This window comes from Roseateles sp. FW305-36, from assembly GCF_058787015.1.
Window position 1 is genome coordinate 182,966 of the sequence record NZ_JBYSZK010000005.1, and the last position, 20,198, is coordinate 203,163.

19 protein-coding genes are annotated in these 20,198 nt (G+C 68.5%); 6 read left to right on the forward strand and 13 right to left on the reverse strand.

The features are described 5' to 3' along the window. Positions 1-41: 41 nt before the first annotated feature. Positions 42-1,748: a sensor histidine kinase gene (locus tag AC3WOE_RS11470; RefSeq protein WP_492690544.1), complete on the forward strand. Its 1,707-nt coding sequence runs from the start codon at positions 42-44 to the stop codon at positions 1,746-1,748. On the opposite strand, the gene AC3WOE_RS11475 is transcribed toward AC3WOE_RS11470, so the two are convergent. The 4 genes from AC3WOE_RS11475 to AC3WOE_RS11490 form a co-directional block, all read right to left on the reverse strand. Then, positions 1,734-2,369, reverse strand: a complete 636-nt coding sequence (locus tag AC3WOE_RS11475; RefSeq protein WP_492690546.1) for a response regulator transcription factor — start codon at positions 2,367-2,369, stop codon at positions 1,734-1,736. The two genes, AC3WOE_RS11470 and AC3WOE_RS11475, sit on opposite strands and share 15 nt — an antisense overlap. 100 nt (positions 2,370-2,469) lie before the next feature. Next, positions 2,470-3,036: a cohesin domain-containing protein gene (locus tag AC3WOE_RS11480; protein ID WP_492690548.1), complete on the reverse strand. Its 567-nt coding sequence runs from the start codon at positions 3,034-3,036 to the stop codon at positions 2,470-2,472. Between the two features lie 40 nt (positions 3,037-3,076). Beyond that, positions 3,077-5,182, reverse strand: coding sequence for a dockerin type I domain-containing protein (locus tag AC3WOE_RS11485; RefSeq protein WP_492690550.1), 2,106 nt, complete (start codon positions 5,180-5,182; stop codon positions 3,077-3,079). A gap of 229 nt (positions 5,183-5,411) precedes the next feature. Then, entirely contained in the window at positions 5,412-6,104 is a 693-nt protein-coding gene (locus AC3WOE_RS11490; protein ID WP_492690552.1) for a hypothetical protein, read from the reverse strand. Positions 6,105-6,330: 226 nt separating this feature from the next. Here AC3WOE_RS11490 and AC3WOE_RS11495 point away from each other — a divergent pair, with 226 nt between their 5' ends. Together AC3WOE_RS11495 and AC3WOE_RS11500 are read left to right on the forward strand one after the other, a co-directional pair. Beyond that, positions 6,331-8,928, forward strand: coding sequence for a TonB-dependent receptor (locus AC3WOE_RS11495; RefSeq protein WP_492690553.1), 2,598 nt, complete (start codon positions 6,331-6,333; stop codon positions 8,926-8,928). Positions 8,929-9,048: 120 nt separating this feature from the next. Continuing rightward, entirely contained in the window at positions 9,049-10,119 is a 1,071-nt protein-coding gene (locus AC3WOE_RS11500; RefSeq protein WP_492690554.1) for a glycoside hydrolase family 53 protein, read from the forward strand. 214 nt (positions 10,120-10,333) lie between these two features. Here the strand turns inward: AC3WOE_RS11500 and AC3WOE_RS11505 are convergent, their stop codons facing one another. From AC3WOE_RS11505 to AC3WOE_RS11535, 7 genes are read right to left on the reverse strand one after another with little or no spacing between them, the layout of a single operon-like run. Next, positions 10,334-11,125, reverse strand: coding sequence for an SDR family NAD(P)-dependent oxidoreductase (locus AC3WOE_RS11505; protein ID WP_492690556.1), 792 nt, complete (start codon positions 11,123-11,125; stop codon positions 10,334-10,336). Between the two features lie 4 nt (positions 11,126-11,129). Continuing rightward, entirely contained in the window at positions 11,130-11,675 is a 546-nt protein-coding gene (locus AC3WOE_RS11510) for a DUF3833 domain-containing protein (RefSeq protein ID WP_492690557.1), read from the reverse strand. Then, positions 11,672-12,949, reverse strand: a complete 1,278-nt coding sequence (locus AC3WOE_RS11515; protein ID WP_492690559.1) for an MFS transporter — start codon at positions 12,947-12,949, stop codon at positions 11,672-11,674. Before AC3WOE_RS11515 ends, AC3WOE_RS11510 begins: the two co-directional genes overlap by 4 nt. Before the next feature lie 12 nt (positions 12,950-12,961). After that, positions 12,962-13,534 (reverse strand): chalcone isomerase family protein, encoded by a 573-nt coding sequence (locus tag AC3WOE_RS11520; protein ID WP_492690561.1) that lies wholly within the window; start codon positions 13,532-13,534, stop codon positions 12,962-12,964. After that, positions 13,531-14,790, reverse strand: a complete 1,260-nt coding sequence (locus AC3WOE_RS11525; protein ID WP_492690563.1) for a class I SAM-dependent methyltransferase — start codon at positions 14,788-14,790, stop codon at positions 13,531-13,533. The genes AC3WOE_RS11520 and AC3WOE_RS11525 overlap by 4 nt, the downstream gene beginning before the upstream one ends. Before the next feature lie 2 nt (positions 14,791-14,792). Continuing rightward, positions 14,793-15,569, reverse strand: coding sequence for a DUF1365 domain-containing protein (locus AC3WOE_RS11530; RefSeq protein WP_492690564.1), 777 nt, complete (start codon positions 15,567-15,569; stop codon positions 14,793-14,795). After that, positions 15,566-16,885, reverse strand: coding sequence for an NAD(P)/FAD-dependent oxidoreductase (locus tag AC3WOE_RS11535; protein WP_492690565.1), 1,320 nt, complete (start codon positions 16,883-16,885; stop codon positions 15,566-15,568). Before AC3WOE_RS11535 ends, AC3WOE_RS11530 begins: the two co-directional genes overlap by 4 nt. A 123-nt stretch (positions 16,886-17,008) precedes the next feature. Here AC3WOE_RS11535 and AC3WOE_RS11540 point away from each other — a divergent pair, with 123 nt between their 5' ends. The 3 genes from AC3WOE_RS11540 (at position 17,009) to AC3WOE_RS11550 (ending at position 18,786) form a co-directional block, all read left to right on the forward strand. Beyond that, positions 17,009-17,644, forward strand: a complete 636-nt coding sequence (locus AC3WOE_RS11540) for a TetR/AcrR family transcriptional regulator (RefSeq protein ID WP_492690566.1) — start codon at positions 17,009-17,011, stop codon at positions 17,642-17,644. Positions 17,645-17,699: 55 nt separating this feature from the next. Next, the gene (locus AC3WOE_RS11545) at positions 17,700-18,260 is read left to right on the forward strand and encodes a DUF1439 domain-containing protein (RefSeq protein ID WP_492690568.1); all 561 of its coding nucleotides are present in this window, start codon (positions 17,700-17,702) and stop codon (positions 18,258-18,260) included. A gap of 130 nt (positions 18,261-18,390) precedes the next feature. Then, positions 18,391-18,786, forward strand: a complete 396-nt coding sequence (locus AC3WOE_RS11550; protein ID WP_492690570.1) for a hypothetical protein — start codon at positions 18,391-18,393, stop codon at positions 18,784-18,786. A 69-nt stretch (positions 18,787-18,855) separates the two neighbouring features. Here AC3WOE_RS11550 and AC3WOE_RS11555 read toward each other — a convergent pair whose 3' ends face one another. Then, positions 18,856-19,203 carry a chaperone modulator CbpM gene (locus AC3WOE_RS11555; RefSeq protein ID WP_492690571.1) on the reverse strand — a complete coding sequence of 116 codons (348 nt, stop codon included), beginning with the start codon at positions 19,201-19,203 and terminating at the stop codon, positions 18,856-18,858. Between the two features lie 2 nt (positions 19,204-19,205). Next, complete coding sequence (locus AC3WOE_RS11560; RefSeq protein ID WP_492690572.1) at positions 19,206-20,171, reverse strand: DnaJ C-terminal domain-containing protein; 966 nt, start codon at positions 20,169-20,171, stop codon at positions 19,206-19,208. Positions 20,172-20,198: the final 27 nt, after the last annotated feature.

Here is a 20,198-nt window from a genome sequence, read left to right on the forward strand (position 1 = left end):
TAGGGCTGCCAGTTCGTCCATGGCTAGGCATGATGCAAGCCATGCTGCCTCACCCCCAGGACGAACGCACGCGCCGCGCGATGCTGCGGCTGTTCTATGCCCAGAGCGGCGTGAGCCTGGTGGCCGCGGCGCTGCTGGTGCTGCTGCATATGGGCACGCAGATCGACCGCGTGGCGCTGCCGGTGCTGCTGCCCTGGGGCCTGGCGTTCGCGGTGCTGATCGTGCTGCGCGCCTGGTGGAAGACCCAGGTGGCGCGACTGCCGGAGACGGCCGACGCCCTGCCGTGGGAGCGGCGCGCCGAGCTGGGGGCGCTGGCGACCGGCGGGCTGTGGGCCCTGGCCCTGGTGATGGCCTTCGACGCGCGGCTCGATGCCACACAGATGTACGCCGCCATGCTGGCCTGCCTCACCTGCGTGGCCAGCATCAACGTGATGGCGCCGCAGCCACGCGCCTTCGTGATGCTGATCGCCCCCGTGGCCACGGCGCTGATCACGCTCTTCCTGGGTCAGCGCAGTTGGGGCGGCGCCTACAACGCGTTGCTGGTGCTGGCCGCCGTCGGCCTGGCAATGGCCTTGACCTTGCGCCACACCCGGCTGCTGCGCGAGAGCCACGCGCTGCGCTTCGAGCGTGAGGCCCTGCTGGCCCAGGCCCAGGCGGCGCGCGAGGCGCAGACGCGCTTCCTGGCCGCTGCCAGCCACGACCTGCGCCAGCCCGTGCACGCGCTCGGCCTGCTGGCCGCGCAGGCCGCGCACGAACTGCAGGGCCGGCGCGCGGCGCAGACGGCGCAGCAATTGCAGGCCATGGCCCAGGCACTGGACGGCCTGGTGGAAAGCCTGCTCGACGTGTCGCGCCTGGACAGCGGCGCGCTGCTGCCGCAGTGGCGTTCGCTGCCGCTGCAGCCCTTGTTCGAGCGCCTGTCCACCGAGTACGCCGTACTGGCCGAGGCCAAGGGCTTGCAGTGGCGGTTGCGCCCGACGCAGCTCTGGGTGCGCAGCGACGCGCAGCAGCTCGAACGACTGCTGCGCAACCTGCTGTCCAACGCGCTGACGCACACCGCGCAGGGCGGCGTGCTGCTGGCGGCGCGACGGCGCGCGGGCCGCGTGCAGGTCGCCGTCTGGGACACCGGCCCGGGCATCCCGCCCGAGCACCACGAACGCATCTTTCAGGAGTTCGTGCAGCTCGCCAACCCGGGGCGCGACCGACGTCGCGGCCATGGCCTGGGCCTGGCCATCGTGGCGCGGCTGGCGCGGCTGCTGGACCACCCGGTGAGCCTGCGCAGCCGCCTCGGCCATGGCAGCTGCTTCGCGGCCAGCCTGCCGGAGGACGAGCCGCGCCTGCTGACCGAGCCCCGCACGGTGCCCCAAGGCCAGCCGCTGCAGGGCCGCTGCGTGGCGCTGGTGGAAGACGACGAGGCCGTGCGCGAGGCCACGGTGACGCTGCTGCGCACCTGGGGTTGCGAGGTCTGGGCCGAAGCCGCGGTGGCGCCGCTGCTCGAGCGCATGCGCGCGGCCGGTGCCCGGCCGCAGCGTCTCATCAGTGATTGGCGGCTCGGTGAGGGTGACGGGCTGCGCGCCATCACGGCCCTGCGCGAGGCCTTCGGCGCCAGGCTGCCGGCCCTGCTCATCAGCGGCGAGACCCTGCCGATGAGCGCCAAGACCCTGCAGGCCCTGCGCGTGCAGCCGGCGCGCAAGCCGCTGCCGCCGGCGGCGCTGCGTGCCTGGCTCAGCGCGCCTTCAGAACCGCATTGAGGCCAGCCTTGCCTGCCCGGCCAGCGCCGCCTCGGCACGGTTGCGCACGCGCAAGATGCGAAAGATCGTCACCAGGTGGCCCTTCACGGTCGGCTCGCCCATGCCCAGCTCGCGGGCGATCTCCTTGTTGCTGCGCCCCTTCACCAGCTGGGCCAGCACTTCGGCCTGGCGCTGCGTGAGGGCTTCTTCCGCGACGTCGGCGCCACGCTGCAGCAGGAAGGGCGGCAGATAGCAGCCGCCGGCCAGCACCAGCTCCAGCGCACCGAGCAGCACGCCCACGTCGGCACTCTTGGGCAGCCAGCCGGCGGCGCCTTCGTCGAGGGCACGCGTGGCCAGCAGCGGGTCGGTGTCGGCCGACATCAGCAGCACCGGCAGCAGCGGCCATTCCGCGCGCAGCTGCTGCAGCGCCTGCAACGGCGGGAGGCCGGGCAGGTGCACGTCGAGCACGACAAGGGCCACGTCGGGCCGGGCCATCAGCAGCGCCTGCGCGGCGGGCAGGCTGTCGGCCTCGCTCACCTCGCAGCCCTCGCGCTGCGTGCGCAGCAGCTGCGCCATGCCGACGCGCACGACGGGGTGATCGTCGACGATGAGCAGGTGCAGTGCGTGCAATGGCGCGGTCATGGCCGCGCGATCATGCCGCCAAATCAGGGGTTCTGGCCAGGTTGGCGCTGGATTCGGGGACGCGGCTCACCCCCTTGCGGCCAGCGCGGCGCGATCGATCTCAAGGGCGGTTTCGCATCCGCCGGGTGCTCATCATGAGGAGAGCCAGTCCCATCGCATACAGCGCCACTGAGGCGGGTTCGGGCACGCTGGTCACGCTGACGGCGCTGCCGAGGGGCGTCGCGGCGATCTCTGCCAGCGCCGAATCGAGCAGCACGACGTTGCCGAAGGTCAGCTCGCTGCGCCCCGCCGTGAGCGCCTGGAACGACAGGTGCACGACCCAGCCGCTGCCCGTGACACCCGGCCCCGGCCCGACCAGGGTATTGGCCGCGAACGACACCGTGCCGGCGAGGTTGTCGATGCTGCCGGGCCAGAAGAGCGTGGTGCGCCCCCCGGCGGAGAGGAAATCGCCTTCCAGCGCGGCCCTGGCCTGCAGGATCGCCGGGTCGAAGCCGACGTCGAACTGGAAGGCGTACAGGTCCGCCACGTCGGCAACGCCCACGTCCAGCGTGAAGCTGTCGCCCGCCCGCACGGCGGCAGGCGGGGCGGCGAAGGTCAGGGTCGTCGCCAGGGCGGGCGCAGCCAGCAGCGCCAGGACGACTCCCCACAGGCCCGTCGGTTTCATCATTTCGCTCTCCTTGGATGGTGTGCGTTGCGTTGGCGGGCGGTCAGGGGCAGGTCGTGCCCGCCGGTAGCTTCTGTGCGACGAACGCCAGGTCGCGGATGTCGACCACGCCATCGCCGTTCACGTCGGCTCGGGCGTCGAAGCCGGGCATGCCGGTGCGCTTGCCGAAGGCGGCCTTCACGGCGGCCTGGTCCTGGCAGTTGATGGCACCGTCGAAGTTCACGTCGCCCGGCAATGCCACGACAGTGAAGGTGACGCTCCCCGTGCCCGTGAGGCCGGCCACGTCGGTGGCGCTGGCGCTGAACTTGTGGCTGCCCGGGCCGAACGAAGACGCCAGGCCGCGAATGTCTGCGCAGGTCGTCGACGCCACGCCGGATTCCTTGTCCATGGCCTCGCAGCGGATGTCGACGCTTTGCCCCGGCGAGTAGGAGCCCAGGTTGCCGCGGTAGACGACGGCGGGGGGTGTCTTGTCGATCTTGACCGTGACGATGTTGCTGCCGTCGCTCTTGTTGCCAGCGACGTCGCCGGCGAACTTCAGGCTGGACGACACCGTTCCCTGCTTGCTCAGCACCTGGTCGCCCGGGCATTCGGCAACGCCGGAGCCACCCGTGTCGGCGCAGCTGAAGTGCACGACCACGTCGCTGGTGTACCAGCCCGAGGCGCCGGGCTGCGTCGTCGCGGCCGCCGTGATGGTCGGCGGCTTCTGGTCGATCCGGACCGGGCTGATCGCGAAGCTGACGCTGTAGCCGCCACCCGTCACCGTGTAGTTGAAGCCGTTGGGCGCGTCCTCCGACACGACCGCGCGGTTGCCGGTGCAGAAGACATCGCACTGCGGCGTGATGACGACCTGCCGGTTGGTCCATGACCCGGGGGTGTAGGGCCGGCTGTCCGACGTCACCAGGGCGTAGCCGAAGCTCGGGCGATTGAAGTTGACGCCTGAGTTCACGCTGGCGACCGCCGTGATGAAGCGCGACCCCGGGAAGTCCGCACGGATGATGCCGATGCGGCGGCCGGCAACGTGGAACTCCGGGCGCATCACGTAGTCCGCGATCAGCGTGTTCATGCCCTCGTAGGAGATGGTGCACAGGCCGAGGGCGCATGCGGTGCGCGGGAAGTCGGGAAAGGTGGAGGCGTCGGCGCTGGCGCCGTCCACCAGCCCCGTCGACAGGCGCGGCGCACCCGTCTCGGCGCTGGAATGGCCACTGGCGAAGAAATAGGGAAACCCGCCATCTGAGCCACCGCTGCCAACGTAATAGAGCTGGCCGCTGTCGGTGATGTTGGCGGCGTCTGCCAGATGGCTTTTGACGGGCAGCCAGAGCCGGGCATAGAGGTCCAGATTGCTGCGGAGTTTGTCGAACAGCACGCCCGTATATCCCATCGAAACAATGGGCCGGTAGTAGTGACGGGTGGACAAGGGACCCATGTACTGGTGGGTCAGCAGGACCTTGCCGCGTGCATCGCACGAGTTCGGATCGGGTTTCGAATTGAGCGGGGGGACCGGGCCCAAGGTCAATGTGGCCGGACCCGGGCAAGTGGCGGGCAGCAGATAGTCCGCATACTTTTGACCCGTGGCCACGCCGTCGATGACGGCGGGTTGGTCCAGCAATGCGTCGAGTGCGGGCGCTGGGTCGCATTTGCAGTCGGCCGTCTCCATGACGACGCTCATGATGACCAGTTCCGACGGGTTGCTTTTCAGGAAGGCGACGGTGGGTTGCAGTACGCCGCTCTCGAAATTCAGGAACATGTCGACGCCGCCGTGAAACACCAGCAGCGCGCAGTTCGACGATTGGTAGTACTGGTTGCAGTCCTGCAGTGCAAGGAGGTCGTAGTACTTGAGCCGGATGTCCAGATAGCGGATGCCCGAATCCAGCTGTTCCCGGATGGTCATGGTCTGCGTCTGCGCGATGGGGCCGCCCACGCCGTGGAAGGTTCCGCTGTCATGCGTGCCCGGCAACGACAGCTCGGTGAGCTTCTTCGAGGCGCTGAGCGTCAGCATCCACTGGGGGTTGTGCGCAGCAGGTCCGGAGTCGTGCCAATAGGCGCCGTCGTTGTGGGCGCGCGCGGGGGATGGGCAGCAAAGCAGCGCCCCGATGAGCGCCAGCAGCGCGGCCAGGCGCCGGCCGATAGTCGAAAACGCGGAAGTCAGCATGGAACTCTCCCTGTCGACGGGACGGGGCCGGCCACCCATCCGCCGCGTCAGCGGCTTTGGCCAGCACTCAATCCAACCGTTGCAGGGCAGTCTAGGAAGGCCCCCACACGTTGCCCAGCCGACAGACGGATGGTTTGGGGGCATCCGTTCGGATGAACTGCCGGCCTTCTCGTCTGCGACATGCTTGCGCCGACGTTGTCGTTGCCAACATCCGCCTCCCGGCGACCACTCAATCGTCTCGACTGCACTTCAGCAGGGCCTGCGCCGCGGAGACACGCAACGCCAGCGCCGCCGTCTCGTCGTTCAGCACCTGCTGCAGGAAGCGTCTCGGGTCGACGTCGTTGCCCGTTGGCGGCACGACGGGCGCCGCCGCTGAACCCATAGCTTGCAACCGACGCAGCGCGGCATCGAAGGCCTCAGGCTTGATGCTCTGCAGCCGCACCAGCAGGTCGGCCTGCCCTTCGACGCCGGGCGGGATGTCCAGCCAGGGCGTGTCGGCAAACACCGGCGCGAGATCGGATGCAATGAAGGCCGACCAGTTGCCCGTGGACGGCTGTTCCGCGGGCACCGCTGCCGCCCTTGCCGGCGGGCTCAGCCGCAGCCGGGTGGCCGGCGCGAGGCCCGGCAGGTAGCGGGCCCTCAAGCCAGCCAGGAAGTCCGCGGCGCGTGACGCGCTGACGGGCTGCTGCAACGAGAACCACAGCTGCAACCCATCGGTGCCCGACACTGCGATCGCCGGTGCCGGCAGTTCGAGGTCGAGTTGCACGCCACGCCAGACCCCGGACAGCGGCTCCCAGTCGGCCGGGCCGGTCAATTCCATGACCAGGGCCCGCACCTGGCCCGCGTCGTCGGTCAGTCGCCCCCCCTCTTCGGACGAGGGCAAGAGGTAGAGACGGTGCAACTCGGACTGCAGGCGATTCATGGCGGGGGAATCTACTCCACGCTCCGGGTGAACCCGCAGCGAGCTATTCCTTTTCAGCGATCTTCTATCTCGCCGGCGGATAGCTGAGGGCCGCCGCGCAACGCCTTCCGAAATCAACATAGCTGCGCTCAAAGAAGTCATACGTTTGGCATGTAACCGCTCCGTACCATTTTTTCAGCCGGCCCCAAAGAGAGCCGCGCCCACTAGAAAAGTCTACGGAGACCCCATGCCAAAGAACCCCTTCAAGCCGACCCGGCTCGCCCTGCTGTTGCCGGCCTTCGCCCTGCTGCCCGCCGCGGCCCAGACGCCCTCCAATGACAGCGATGCCAAGCTGGAAACCGTCGTCGTCAGCGGCATCCGCGCCTCGGTGCGCAAGGCGCTGGACATCAAGGAAGCGTCCAACAGCATGGTCGAGGTCATCGCCTCCGAGGACATCGGCAAGCTGCCCGACACGACCATCGCCGAATCGCTCGCCCGCCTGCCCGGCATGGCCGCCGGCATCGACCGCGGCAATGCCAGCCAGATCGTCGCGCGCGGCCTGGGCCCGCGCTTCGTCGGCGCCACGCTGAACGGCCGCGAGTTCGCGTCCTCCGAACCCGACCGCGCCGTGCGCTTCGAGATGTTCCCGTCCGAATCGGTGTCGGGCGCCACCATCTACAAGACCCAGCAGGCCGACATCGCCGAAGGCGGCATCGCCACCACCATCGACCTGCAGACCGTCAGCCCGCTGAGCTACAAGAGCCGTGAGCTGTCGCTGAAGGCCGATGCCAACTACTACCAGCTCGGCGCCAAGATCGACGGCGCCAAGACCTGGTCGCCGCGCCTGGGCGGCATCTACGTCGACCAATTCGCCAACCGCACGATCGGCGTGGCGCTGGCCTTCAGCTACTACGACCAGCCGGTGCTGCAGGACGGCGTGCAGAACTGGGGCTTCGACAGCGGCAACGGCAACAAGAATGCCGCCATCGAGTCCTGGGGCTTCCAGAACGCCATCAAGAACGGCACGAACAAGCGCTCCAGCGTGCTGGGCAAGGTCGAATACAAGCCGAATGGCACGTTCTCCCTGACCGGCGACATCTACGCGGCCCGCTCCGACATCAAGGAGCAGCAATACATCCACACCGCCGACACCTGCCAGTGGGCCAACAACGGCTGCGCGGCCGCGTACAGCGGGGCTCCCACCGTCAGCGGCGGCTACGTGACCGGCGGCACGCTGGCCAATGCGAAGCTGACGACCATCAACGGCCTGTGGAAGCAGGACATGAAGGACTTCGCCACCGGCCTGAACGCCAAGTGGAAGCTCGACGACTGGCAGATCGACGCCGACGTGGCTCATTCCACCGCCGACCGCGACACGCTCTGGACGGCCGTCGAGCTGGACATGAACTCGCCCCAAACGGGCAAGCTGACCTGGAACTTCCCCAAGGACGGCTGGAGCACCTACAGCTTCAGCGCCGACAGCGGCAACCCGACCAACTTCAACAACTGGACGGGCGAGACCTGGGGCCCGACCACGGCCGGCACGCTGCACGACAAGCTGGATTCGGAGCAGGTCAACGTCACGCGCCGACTGAACTTCGGCGACCTGAACAAGCTCAAGTTCGGCCTGCGTGCCACGCAGCGCGAGAAGCACTACGAGCAGACCTCGTGGGACTACGGCTGGGCCCAGTTCAACCCCAGCGACCTGAAGCGCGTGACCGTGTCTGGCCGCCCCGACTTCGTCGCCTTCAACAACGTCGAGGATGAGATCACCAAGCTCTTCGGTGCCTCGACCTTGAGCGCCGCCGGCCGCACACCCACCACCAGCGACCTCACCACCAAGGACTGGCGCGCGAAGGAAAGCAGCACCGCCGCCTACGTACAGGGCGACCTGAACGGCACCGTCGGGGGCCTGAGCTACCGCGGCAACGTCGGCCTGCGCATCGTGCACACCAGCCAGACGGGCTACGGCAACTCGCTGATCAACAACGTGGTGACGCCCACGCAGGATGGCATCGCCTACACCAAGGCGCTCCCCAGCCTCAACCTCGTGCTGAGCCTGGACGAGAACGACACGAACCAGTTGCGCTTCGGCCTGTCACGCGCACTGTCGCGCGCACCGCTGGACGTGATGACCTCCGCGCAGACCGTCACGACCGACCCCAACGGCGTCAACCCCACCGTCGTCTCCGGCGGCAACCCGCGCCTGAAGCCCATGATGGCCGACCAGCTCGACGTCGCCTACCAGCACTACTTTGGCAAGGGCAACTTCTTCTCAGCCGGCTTGTTCTACAAGCAGGTGAAGGACTACATCGGCCTCGCGTCGGTAGCCTGCACCTATGGCGGCAAGGCGGCCTACTGCACGCAGCAGGTCAACCGCGACGGCGGCGACGTGCACGGCCTGGAGCTGGTCTACCAGCAGTCCTTCGCCAACGGCCTCGGGCTGATGGGCAACTACACCTACAGCACGGGCAGCATCAAGGAGAACGGCGACCAGAGCGGCAAGACCTTCGCGCCCATCACGGCCAACGGCCTGATGCGGGGCAACGGCGGCCTGACGGTCTGGTACGAGCAGAACGGCTTCGAGGCCCGCCTGTCGGCCAACCGCCACACGGCCTACAACCGCGCGCCGACCTGGGACTCGACGCTGATCCAGCAGAACGGTGCCGAGACCTGGGTGTCGCTGAACCTGTCGCAGAAGCTCGGCGACCACATCTCGGTGCGCTTCGGCATCGAGAACGCGACCAACCAGAAGGTCATCTACACCTACTCCAACGACCCGTATCGTCAGGAGAACTTCCAGTTTGGCCGCCGCTTCAACGTGGGCGTGACCTACAAACTGTGACGCCGCAGCGCGTGGTGCCCGCACCGCGCGCTTGAGGAGGCTTGCAAAGCCCCGCCCGCGATCTCGATGACATCGCCGGCGGGTTTTCTTTTTCCGCCGCCAACACAACAGAGTTCAGCCATGTCCTTCAAATCCAGCCTGTCGACCCTGCTCGTCGCAACCCTGTGTGCCTGCGGAGGCGGTGGTGGCGGCACGACGGCCAGCGCGGCGGAACCATCGCCATCCCCCGCGTCCTCATCACCTGCAGCGCCCGTCGCTGCCAACTACGCCTACGGTGCCGATGTCGGCTGGGTCACGCAGCAGGAGAGCCTGGGCTTCGCCTTCAACGACGCCTCCGGCGCCAAGGCCGACCCGTTCGAACTGCTGAAGGGCTACGGCATCAACGCCATCCGGCTGCGCGTCTGGGTCGATCCCAAAGGCGGCTGGAACGGCCGCGACGACACGCTGGCCAAGGCCCTGCGCGCCCAGGCACGCAGCCAGAAGCTCATGATCGACTTCCATTACAGCGACGACTGGGCCGACCCCGGCAAGCAGACCAAGCCCGCCGCGTGGGCGCCCCACGGCGTCAATGCGCTGAAGGCCGACGTCTACGCCAACACGCGTGACACGCTGGCCTACCTGAAGGCCAATGGCATCGACATCGCCTGGGTCCAGGTCGGCAACGAGATCACTCAGGGCCTGCTGTGGCCCGAGGGCAAGGTGGACCACTTCGATCAGCTGGCCGCCTTCACTAATTCGGGCTACGACGCGGTGAAGTCCGTGTATCCGAACGCCGCCGTCGTCATCCATATCGACAACGGCTGGGACACGGCCCAGGCGCGCTGGTGGTTCGACAACTACGCCGCCCAGGGCGGCAAAGTCGACGTCATCGGCCTGTCCTACTACCCGGGCTACACGCCGTCCAAGGTTTGGCGCACCGAGTCCCCGAAGGTCAGCGCGACCATGGCGGATCTGGCCAGCCGGTTCCACAAGCCGGTCATGATCGTCGAGACCGGCTTCCCGTACGACCAGCCCACCGAAGCCAAGGCGATGCTCGCCGACCTGATCCAGCGCAACCAGGCGCTGGGCGACCTGGGTCTAGGCGTCTTTTACTGGGAGCCCGAAGCGATCCAGTCGTGGACGCACTACTCGCTGGGCGCGCTGGACTCGACCCAACGCTTCACGGCCGCGATGGAGGCCTTCCGCCATTGACGCGCCCAGGCCTGTGACCGGCAGCCGCGATCGCTCACCACCTTGAGCGCCAAGTTCCCGCGGCCGCCCTAGGGACCAGCGCGTCACCTACACCGACCCATTCAACCTCTGGCACCAGACCCACTTCCAGTTCGGCCCGCGCTTCAAGGTGGGGCTGACCTACAAGCTGTGAGTCCGGTGGTTGCCGCCGAAGCCTGCCTCCCCGCGGGGAGGATCAGGCGCCGGTGGCGCGGCGCACGACGGCGAAATACCAGGCATCAGGCAGGCAGCGCAGCAGCCGCATCCAGAACGTGAAGCGGCGCGGGAAGTTCATCTCGAAGCGCCCTTGCGCCCAACCGCGCAGCATGTGCTCGGCGGCCGTTTCCGGCGAGATCAGCGCGGGCATCTCGAACTGGTTCTGCGCCGTCAGCGGCGTCTCTACAAAGCCCGGGTTGACGATGGACACGCCGATGCCGAAGGGCTGCAGGTCCAGATAGAGGCTTTCCGCCAGATTGTTCAAGGCCGCCTTCGTGGGGCCGTAGGCCAGCGACTTCGGCAGCCCGCGGTAGCCCGCCACGCTGCCGACGAGGCTGATGTGCCCGGCCCGCGCCGCCGCAAGCATGTGCAGCACCACGTCCAGCATGTTCAGCACGCCGCGGTAGTTGACGGCGAGGTGCTTCTCCATTTCCGCATGGTCGAAGCGGCTGGCCTGCTGCTCGCGATAGTGGCCGGCGCAGTAGACGACCAGGGCCGGTGCGCCCTGGGCATGCCGGGACACGGCCCGGGCGGCCTCGCGCAGCTGCTCATGCTGAGTGACGTCCAGCGGCAGGGCGACGCTGCCGGCGTGGCCCTGCACAAAGGCCGCGAGCGCATCGGCGTCGCGTGCCGAGACGATGACGCGGGCACCTCGCCCCTGCAGGGCCGACGCCGTCGCCCGGCCGATGCCCGTCGACGCGCCGATGATCCAGACCCAACGGCCGGTCCAGTCCTTCATCGCGGGGTTCAGCCCCGTCGAGAACAATGGCATGGCTTCAGCCCTTCCCGTTGCGGGTGATGACCAGGGTCACGTCGCCCAGATGCAGGCCGAACTTGCTCATCGCCGAGCGGTTCAGCACGGTGCCCTCGTCGATGAGAAACATCCAGTCGTCCAGCGTCACGTTCCAGACCTTGCCGTCCACCGGCAGGGCCAGCGTGTAGGCCCAGCGAAAGGCATTGCCGGCGCTGTCGCCCGCGGCCTCGCCGACGACGTCATCGGCCATGCCGCTGTAGCGCCCCTGCCCGAGCGACCTGAGCCGCCACACGCGCCGCTGCGTGCTGCCGTCGCTGTACAGGAAATGTTCGTCGAGGACGCCGCTGTCACCGTCCCAGCGGCCGCTCATCGTCACCGTGAAGCGCTTGACGACGCGGCCGGCGCGATCGGTGAACAGGCCCTTGGCCGTCAGCTCGCCGTTGAAGAAGGTCCGCAGGTCCAGGGCCGGCTTCTCGTTGGCGTAGTCCTGCACCTGGGGACCGGCACAGCCGGCCAGGGCCGCGGCAGCGCCCACGGCCAGCCAACCTCGGCGAGTGATGGCATTCATCCGCGTTCCTTCCAGTTCGGGTTGAGGCCCTCCGCCCGCCACAGGGCCGCGGCGGCCGCGAGCTTGAGCAGGCAGGGCAGGCCGCCATAGGCCCAGGCCAGCACTTGCAGGCTGGACGCGTCGGCGCTGCCGCTGCGATAGCCGAGGGCCGCGAGTAGCGGCAAGGCCAGACCGGCGGCCAGGGCGAGATTGAGCTTGGTGGCGCAGGTCCACCAGCCGATGTAGACGCCTTCGTCGCGCTGGCCCGCGCCACCGTGATGGATGACGCCCGTCAGCAGCGCACTCGGCAAGGCGAGATCAGCACCCAGCGCCAAGCCGCTGCACAGGCAGATGGCGGCGAAGGCCGCACCGTCGCCGGCGGTCAGCAGCGGCGTGGCGGCGAAGGCCAGCACGCTGGTCACCATGCCCGCCCGCCACACCGGCGCCAGGCCCCAGCGGCCGGCGGCGCGCACCCACAGCGGCAGGCCGAGCACGGCCGCGCCGAAATAGGCCAGCAGCAGCGGCGCCTGCCAATGCGGCAGCTGCAAGCGGTCGGCGATGAAGAAGGGCAGCAGCGTGGCCGGCACGGCGTTGGCGATGCCGTTCAGCATGAAGACGGCCAGCAGCCGGCGAAAGGGCGCGCTGCGCCATGGCGAAGCCGCGGTCGAAGGCAGATGCACGTCGCCATGCGAGGGCAGTTCCAGCCGACCCAGGCCCAGCAGGCCGGCGACCAGCAGCAGGGCGAGCGCGACGCTGGTCCAGGTCCAGCCCAGCCAGGCCGGCAGGGCACTCGCCAGCAGCACGCCGACCAGCGTGCCAGCCTCGCGCCAACCCATCACCTGGGCGCGCAGCTCGGGCCCGCCACCCCAGCGCGTGCCCCAGCTCTGGTGCACGATGCTGACGCCGCTGTAGGCGAAGGTGCACAGCAGCAGCGCGACGACCAGCCAGGGCAGCACCAGGGATGACTGGGTGGACGGCGGCGTCCACAGCGCCGCGAAACCGAGGGCCAGCGCCACGCTGCCGGTGGCGGCCGCGCGCCAGGCCGAGCCACGCCGAAACAGCAGGTCCGCCATGCGCCCCAGCGCCGGGTCCACGAAGGCATCGAGCAGGCGCACCGCCAGCATCACCGCGCCAACCGTGGCCAGCGGCATGCCGATCACCGAAGCGTAGTGATAGGGCAGATGGACGTAGAGCGGCAGGGAGACGAAGGCCAGCGGCACCGCCAGGCTCGCATAGGCCAGGCCACGGCGAGAGCCCAGAGCGGGTGGTGCTGCGGCGAGGGCGGATGCGGTCATGGCTGCGGGCGTTCAGCGCACCTGGCCGAGCAGGGCCTCGCGCAGCGCCGGCGCCGAGGTCTGGCGCGCCAGCCAGATGCCGAAGAACAGGCGGGCGTAGTCGGCGTCGACGGTCTGCGCGGTCAGCCGCCCGTTGTGGAAGAAGCGCACCTCGCCCTGCCCGTCGTTCAGGCCCAGGAGGCGGTCGCCGGCGGCCACGTCGGGGAAGGCCCTGACCATCAGCGCCAGCCAGCGCTTGGCATTGGCGTCGTCGAAGCTGCCGACGCGGCGCATCTCGGCCACCGAGCGCTCGGCGATGGCCTGGCCTTCGAGGCGGCGGTCGTAGGCCAGCTCGAGGCCGAAAGGCCGGCGGGCATAGTCGTCGGCCTCGAAGCCGGGTGCGGTCCACAGCCGGGCCTCGTAGACGCGCAGGCCGAAGAAGCGCAGCACGCCGCTGCCCTGCAAGCGGACCTGGGGCAGTTCGGCGAGCAGCTCGGCGGGAGGTTGGGGGGCGGCGATGACTTGGGACATGGCAAGGGGGTTGAAGGCGGCTGCCGCCGCGAGCCGGGCCAGGGCCTGGCGCCGCGCCGGTGTTGCGGGCTTCATGCGCCGGGCTTCCTGAGGGTGAACTGGACGACGTCGGTGTTGCCCGCGTCGAAGGCCGCCTCGCAGTAGGCCAGATAGAAGGCCCAGATGCGCTGGAAGCGGCGATCGAAGCCCTGGCGCTGCACGGTGTCGAGCCGGGCCACGAAGGCATCGCGCCAGCGCCTCAACGTCTCGGCATAGTCGCGGCCGAAGGCCAGCCGGTTCTCGACGACGAAGCCGGCGCGGCGCGCCTCGGCTTCGAAGGCCGAGGGGCTGGGCAGCAGGCCGCCGGGGAAGATGTATTGCTGGATGAAATCCGTCGAGCGCAGATAACGCGGGAACAGGTCGTCGCGGATGGTGATGCTCTGGATGCAGGCCCGCCCGCCCGGCTTGAGGCAGGCATTCAGCGTCTTGAAGTAGCCGGCCCAGTACTCGTGGCCGACGGCCTCGAACATCTCAATAGACACGACGGCATCGAAGGGCTCGGCGGCATGCTGCGCCGGCAGGTCACGGTAGTCCTGGTAGCGCAGTTGCACCTGCTGCTGCAGGCCCGCATCGCGCACGCGCTGCTCGGCCCAGCTCAGCTGCTCGGCGGAGAGCGTGACGCCCTTGACCTCGGCCCCGAACTCGCGCGCGGCCAGTTCGGCCAGGCCGCCCCAGCCACAGCCGATCTCCAGCAGGCGCGAGCCCGGCTCGACGCGCGCCTCGCGCAAGGCGCGACGGTATTTGGCGTCTTGGGCCAGCTGCAGGTCGGCGCCGCGCGCGTCCCGGCCTTCGAACCAGGCCGCGCTGTAGCTCATGCCCGGGTCCAGCCAGAGGCGGTAGAAGTCGTTGCCGAGGTCGTAGTGGGCGTGGATGTTGCGGGCGCTGCCGGTGCGTGAATTGCGACGCAGCAGATGGCGCAAGCGGTAGGCCAGGCGGCCCCACCAGCGGCCGTAGATCAGGCCTTCGATGTGCTCGCGATTGGCCAGGCAAAGGCGCAGCAGCTGGCTGAGGTCGGGACTGTCCCAGTCGCCGGCGATGAAGCTCTCGGCGAAGCCGATGTCGCCGGACTGCAGGGTGCGTTCGAACATCGCCCAATCGTGAAGCTGCAGCACCGCGCGCGGCTCGTCCGCCGCGGGTGCACGGTCGGGAAAGCGCAGCAGCGCGCCGTCGGGCAGGCGCAGCTCCAGCTGGCCGACGGGCAATCGCTCCAGCAGCCGCAGCAGCCGGCGCGCCGCGGCCGGCGGCTGCGCAGGGCTGGCCAGGGTGGTGGTTGAAATGGGTGGGGGATTCATGCTCATCGGCTCACGAAGCGCCGGGGCGCTTGGGGTTTGGCGAAAAAGGGCACGCGCTTGATCCACAGTCGCAGCGCCTGCCAATGGATGCGCAGCACGACGCCCAGCGTCATCAGCGGCATGCCGAAGAAGGCGCGGCGCACGCTGGCGGCCGTCAGCGGCTCGACGGCACCGCCCTGGCTGGTCTGCAGCAGCAGGCCCTGACCGTCGTGCAGGTCCACGCGGGCCATCGCGTGAGCGGGCCGGCCCTCGGGCGTGGTCAGGCGCTCGAAGCGAAAGCGGTATTCGCCGTCCACGCTGCAGAAGGGCGAGACATGGAAGACCTTGCGCGCCGCGCTCTCGCTGCCCCAGGCCAGCGCCGGCCCGGCCAGCAGATAGGCGTGACGTTCGCCGAAGGTGTTGTTGACCTCGGCCAGCACGGCCGCCAGCGAGCCGTCGGCGCGGTGGGCGTACCAGAAGCTGACGGGCTTGAAGACATGGCCGAGCACGCGCGGATAGGTCTGCAGCCAGATCTCGCCGTCGGCGTCGGCGATGCCCTCGCCCTGCAGCAACTGCTCGAACCAGGCCAGCGCGTCGTCGCCGCCGGCACCATGGTCGCGGTCGTGGAAACTCAGCCAGCCCCAGCGGTTGCGCTTCAGCGCATCGCTGGGCTGGGCACGCAGGCTGCGCAGCGGCAGCAGCAGGAAATAGCTGCCATAGCGGAACTCGTGCGCCACCGGCCGCAGGCGCCGGTGCCAGACCGCGCCGAAGCCCATCGAGGCTTGCTCAGGCTGGGTCATGCGGCGCTCATCTCGGGTTCGGGCATCCAGTTGCCCAAGGCCTGCAGCACGCCGTCGGCCGCCGCATGGCCCGCCTTCAAGCCATCCTCATGGAAGCCATAGCCGCACCAGGCACCGCAGAACCACGTCCGCTGCCGGCCCTGCAGTTCGTCGATGCGGCCCTGCGCCTGCAAGGCGGCCAGGTCGAAGATGGGATGGCTGTACTCGATGCGTTGATGGACCAGTTCCTCGCGGATGGGCCGCGCCGGGTTGAGGGACACGATGACCGGCCGCTGCCAGGGCAGGGGCTGGAGGCGATTGAGCAGGTAGTGCAGGCAGACCTGGGCCCGCTCGGTGCCCGCATCGGTCGCGCGCTCGTAGTTCCAGGCCGCCCAGGCGGCTTGTCGCTGCGGCAGCACAGCAGCGTCGCTGTGCAGCACCGCCTGGTTGGGCTGGTAGCGGATGGCGCCCAGCACCGCACGCTCCGTCTCGCTCGCGCCGTCACCGAGCAGGGCGAGGGCCTGGTCGCTGTGGCAGGCCAGCACGACGGCATCGAAGGACTCCCAGCCCCGTGCCGTCAGCAGCCGCACGCCCCGCGCCGAGCGCTGCAGGTCCAGCACAGGGGTGTTCAGCCGCGCATCCTCGAGCTGCGACACGATGCGCTGCACATACTGGCGCGAGCCGCCGCGCACCGTCATCCATTGCGGCCGGTCGCTGACCTGGATCAGCCCGTGGTTGTGACAGAAGCGCAGCAGCGTGCCGATGGGGAACTGCAGCATCTGGTCGGTCGGGCAGGACCAGATGCAGCCGATCATGGGCAGCAGATAGTGCTCGCGGAAGCGGCTGCCGAAGCCGTGACTGTCGAGGAACTCCGCCACCGAGCCCTGCTCCGCCGCATCGGCATCCGCCCCGGCCAGCCGGGTCGCCAGGCGGTTGAAGCGCAGGATCTCCTTCAGCATCAGCCAGAAGCCGGGCTTGAGCAGGTTGCGGCGCTGCGCGAACACGGTGGCCAGCGAGCTGCCGCTCCACTCCAGGCCTGCGCGCCCGTCCGGCTTGGGCAGCTGCACGGAGAACGACATCTCCGAATTGGCCGCGGCCACGCCCAGCTCGGCAAACAGCTGGATCAGCTTCGGATAGGTACGGCGGTTGAACACCAGGAAGCCGGTGTCCACGCCATGCTCGATGCCGTCCAGGCAGAGATCGACGGTGTTGGCATGGCCGCCGAAATGTGCGCCAGCCTCGAACAGGCTGACGCGGCGCTCGCCCGCCGCTGCGCTCAGCCGCCGGGCCGCCGCCAACCCTGCGATACCCGATCCGATGACGGCGATGCGCTGCATGATGACCTCGTAATGAACTGCGCAGAGCAAACATTGAACTGCACGGTTCAAACAATAACTCATCAGTTCAAAATTTGCACTATGGGGTTTTCGCAACGGCCTGCACGGTCTAGAATGCAAAGCATGGGAGCCCGTCCGTCGATACGAGATCAGATGCAGCGCGTGCGCCAGGACGCCATCGTGGGCGCCGTCAACCGCCTGCTGGCCACCAAGGGCTATGACGGCATGACGGTGGACGAGGTGGCCGCCGAGGCGGGCCTGGCCAAGGCCAGCCTGTACAAGTTCTTCACGTCCAAGGAGGAGCTGGCCGGTGCCGCCATGGTGGGCGCGCTGGACCGCGCCCTGGCCTTCGTCGACGAACTGCGCGGCCGCGCCGAGGTCGGCGCCGCGGTGGGGCAGCCGGTGCCGCCCATCGCCCAGCTCAAGGCCGTGGCGCGCTGGGCCATGCAGACCCAACTCGAGGGCGAGATGCCCTCCCTGCCCGCCCACAACTCCAGCCTCAGCGCATCGCTGCAGTCCAATGATGCCTATATGGACCGCCTGCTGGCCCTGAGCAACCGGCTCAGCATCTGGATCGCCGAAGCCCAGACCAGCGGCCAACTGGCGCCGCTGCTGCCGCCCGAACTGGTGCTCTACACCCTGTTCGCCCGCGCCTGCGATCCGGTCGTGGCCCTGCTGAAGGACTCGGGGCAGTACACGCACGAACAGATCCTGGACTGGGTCACGTCCACCACCTTCGACGGGCTCGCGCAGCGATAACAGATCCTTGCGATGACCAACGGCATCGCCTGAACCGGCACGGCACACTGGCCGGATGATGACCCGCCGCCTCGCCGCGATCACCGCCGCCCTGCTCGCTGTCGCAGCCCTGGCCACCTGCGCCGTCGTCGGCCGCATGTCCGACGGCCATCTCGACATCGAGCAGGCCGAGTTGCAGGCTCGCATCGCGCCGCGCTTCCCGACCCATCACTGCAAGCTCGTCATCGTCTGCCTGGACCTGTCCAACCCCGTGGTCATGCTGACCGAGGGCGAGGACCGCATCGGCCTCGTCGTCGACGCCAAGGTCCGGCTGGGCGGCCAGGAGCGGTCCGGCCACGTGGGCTTCTCGGGCCGGCCGCGCTACGTGCCTGCAGAGGGCCAGCTTTTTCTCGATGACCTGCAGATCACGACGCTGGAACTGGCCGGCCTGCGCGACGACTACGCCGAGATCGTCAAGCAGCGCGGGCCCGGCGTCATCAATGCCCAGTTGCAGTCCCGCCCCATCTACACCATCGACGCCAGCACGGCCAAGGGCACGCTGGCGAAAATGACGGTGCGCGACGTCAAGGTCGTCAATGGCAAGCTGAGGATCAACTTCATCGGCTCGGGCTCCTAGCCGTCCGGCAGGAAACAGCGCGCAACTTGTGCCCGCCTCGCGTTAGCAGGAAGGCCACGAGGCCGCAGCCTTGAAGCATCGCGATACATCCGATGGGCAGGGCCGGCAATGCGTCATGCAGACTGACTCGATGACCCTGAACATCGAAGACCACCAGATCTCGCTGACCTCTGAGCAAACCCTGACCGGCTGGCGCCGCGAGTTCTGCGTCGAGCTGCTCGGCGACGGCCAGGCCCGCATCTTCATGCGCGCGCTGGAAGCCGCCTCCTTGAAGGCCACCGAACTCCAGCGCGGCGTGCTCTTCCATCGTGTCAGCTCCGCCTTCCACGACCTCAGCGGCTGCGCCGCCGCTGCGCGAGAGCCTCTGGAGCGACTCGCCAACACGGCGGTACGGCAGCAGCCAACAAAGGACAACCTGTTTGCGGCGGTGACTTATGACCGCAGTGCCTGGGATGGCGTGGTCAATGCGGTGGAGAACTGGCAGCGGCGGCTGCCGGCGGCTGCCGCGCTTCGACCCAGACCCTGATGCCCAAGCATTACAGGCTCGCACTTGTCGCCTCTGCAGCCCCGATCGCTCATTTCTTGCAGGCCAGCATCAAGGCGCCATAGGGCGAAAGGTTGCCGTCAATGAGTGGTGCGTCAATGCTTCGATACGCTGCCGCAGAACGTTCACCTCTTCGATCAGATCTGCCGTCACTGCCGCCAACTGCGGATCGGCGCCATACGTGGACTCCAGGTGTGCGATGCGGCGGGCACGGATGAGCATGACGCAGTCGAAACGCCATGCACCGCTGCTGGCGTCGCCCAGCAAGACACCTGCTTCGACCCGCTCGACCACCCATTCCAGGCTGACGCCGCACGCATGGGCGAACTCCTGCGCGCTGAAGGCCGCGCCCAAGAGCAGCTCAGCAGATTGGATGGCGATGGCTGAGGGTTGTTGCATCGTCAGAGCTCCTGTGGGGTGCGGGGCTCGAACGTCTGGAATGCGTCTGCCATCGCCGCGTAGGCGGCGCGCGACGCGTCGCTGTCGACCGGCGGAAGCGAGAGCTCCAGATCAAGGTAGAGGTGGCCAGGTATCGGGCCTGGGATGCCGCGCCCCTTGAGCCGAATTTTGCGCCCCGACCTCCAGCCGGCGGGAATGTTGACCTCGGTTTCGCCGCTGGGAGTGCGGATGGAGACGTTGGCGCCCAGCATGGCTTCCCAGGGCGAGAGTGGCACGCGCTGGTGCACGTCACCGCCTTCCGCCCGCCAGCGCGGGTCTGGCTTGAACACCACCTCGAGCAGCAGATCGCCGGCAAATGCGGCGCCGGTGCCCGGGCTTCCCTGCCCAGCCAGGCGGATGTACTGCCCTTCGCGAATTCCCTTCGGAATCTTGACCTGCAAGCTGCGCACTTCGCTCACAACGTGGGCGGACGCGTCCAGCCTTGCGCTTCGCAGCGAGAGCGTTCGTTCGGCGCCGCGATAGGCATCCGTGATGTCGAGCTCGATCCGGGCGTGGTGGTCAGCGCCGCGCACGGAAGCTTGAGCGCCGTCGAAAGGGCCGGCCTGCGCTTCGCGACGATAGGTGCGTGCCGCTTGCCCGAACAACTGCTCGAAGAAGTCGCTGTGATTGCCAGGCTCGGCAGCGATATCCGGAAACTCGAAGCCGGCGTCCCAATTCGGTGGCGGCCGGAAATCGCCTGCTGTCCAACCTTGCAGGCCGGAGGCCAGGGAGTCGTACGCCGTGCGCCGTGTGGGATCGGAGAGGACGGCATTCGCTTCATTGAGTTCTGCCATCCGTTCTGTCGCGTCCGCCGCTTTGCTGACATCCGGGTGGTGCCTGCGCGCGAGCTTGCGAAAGGCACGCCGGATTTCGTCCGCCGTGGCCATCTTGGTCACGCCCAGCGTCTGGTAGTAGTCCTTGAATTCCACGTGGTGGTTGGAGTCAGTGCCGCGCCC

Bases quoted from the DNA above. Each gene is read 5' to 3' on its own strand.
- AC3WOE_RS11520 (WP_492690561.1), bottom strand. From the start codon at position 13,534: ATGAAGCCCGCAACACCGGCGCGGCGCCAGGCCCTGGCCCGGCTCGCG.
- AC3WOE_RS11490 (WP_492690552.1), bottom strand. From the start codon at position 6,104: ATGAATCGCCTGCAGTCCGAGTTGCACCGTCTCTACCTCTTGCCCTCG.
- AC3WOE_RS11470 (WP_492690544.1), top strand. From the start codon at position 42: ATGCTGCCTCACCCCCAGGACGAACGCACGCGCCGCGCGATGCTGCGG.
- AC3WOE_RS11500 (WP_492690554.1), top strand. From the start codon at position 9,049: ATGTCCTTCAAATCCAGCCTGTCGACCCTGCTCGTCGCAACCCTGTGT.
- AC3WOE_RS11480 (WP_492690548.1), bottom strand. From the start codon at position 3,036: ATGATGAAACCGACGGGCCTGTGGGGAGTCGTCCTGGCGCTGCTGGCT.
- AC3WOE_RS11530 (WP_492690564.1), bottom strand. From the start codon at position 15,569: ATGACCCAGCCTGAGCAAGCCTCGATGGGCTTCGGCGCGGTCTGGCAC.
- AC3WOE_RS11515 (WP_492690559.1), bottom strand. From the start codon at position 12,949: ATGACCGCATCCGCCCTCGCCGCAGCACCACCCGCTCTGGGCTCTCGC.
- AC3WOE_RS11545 (WP_492690568.1), top strand. From the start codon at position 17,700: ATGATGACCCGCCGCCTCGCCGCGATCACCGCCGCCCTGCTCGCTGTC.
- AC3WOE_RS11555 (WP_492690571.1), bottom strand. From the start codon at position 19,203: ATGCAACAACCCTCAGCCATCGCCATCCAATCTGCTGAGCTGCTCTTG.
- AC3WOE_RS11505 (WP_492690556.1), bottom strand. From the start codon at position 11,125: ATGCCATTGTTCTCGACGGGGCTGAACCCCGCGATGAAGGACTGGACC.
- AC3WOE_RS11475 (WP_492690546.1), bottom strand. From the start codon at position 2,369: ATGACCGCGCCATTGCACGCACTGCACCTGCTCATCGTCGACGATCAC.
- AC3WOE_RS11510 (WP_492690557.1), bottom strand. From the start codon at position 11,675: ATGAATGCCATCACTCGCCGAGGTTGGCTGGCCGTGGGCGCTGCCGCG.
- AC3WOE_RS11495 (WP_492690553.1), top strand. From the start codon at position 6,331: ATGCCAAAGAACCCCTTCAAGCCGACCCGGCTCGCCCTGCTGTTGCCG.
- AC3WOE_RS11550 (WP_492690570.1), top strand. From the start codon at position 18,391: ATGACCCTGAACATCGAAGACCACCAGATCTCGCTGACCTCTGAGCAA.
- AC3WOE_RS11485 (WP_492690550.1), bottom strand. From the start codon at position 5,182: ATGCTGACTTCCGCGTTTTCGACTATCGGCCGGCGCCTGGCCGCGCTG.
- AC3WOE_RS11535 (WP_492690565.1), bottom strand. From the start codon at position 16,885: ATGCAGCGCATCGCCGTCATCGGATCGGGTATCGCAGGGTTGGCGGCG.
- AC3WOE_RS11525 (WP_492690563.1), bottom strand. From the start codon at position 14,790: ATGAATCCCCCACCCATTTCAACCACCACCCTGGCCAGCCCTGCGCAG.
- AC3WOE_RS11540 (WP_492690566.1), top strand. From the start codon at position 17,009: ATGGGAGCCCGTCCGTCGATACGAGATCAGATGCAGCGCGTGCGCCAG.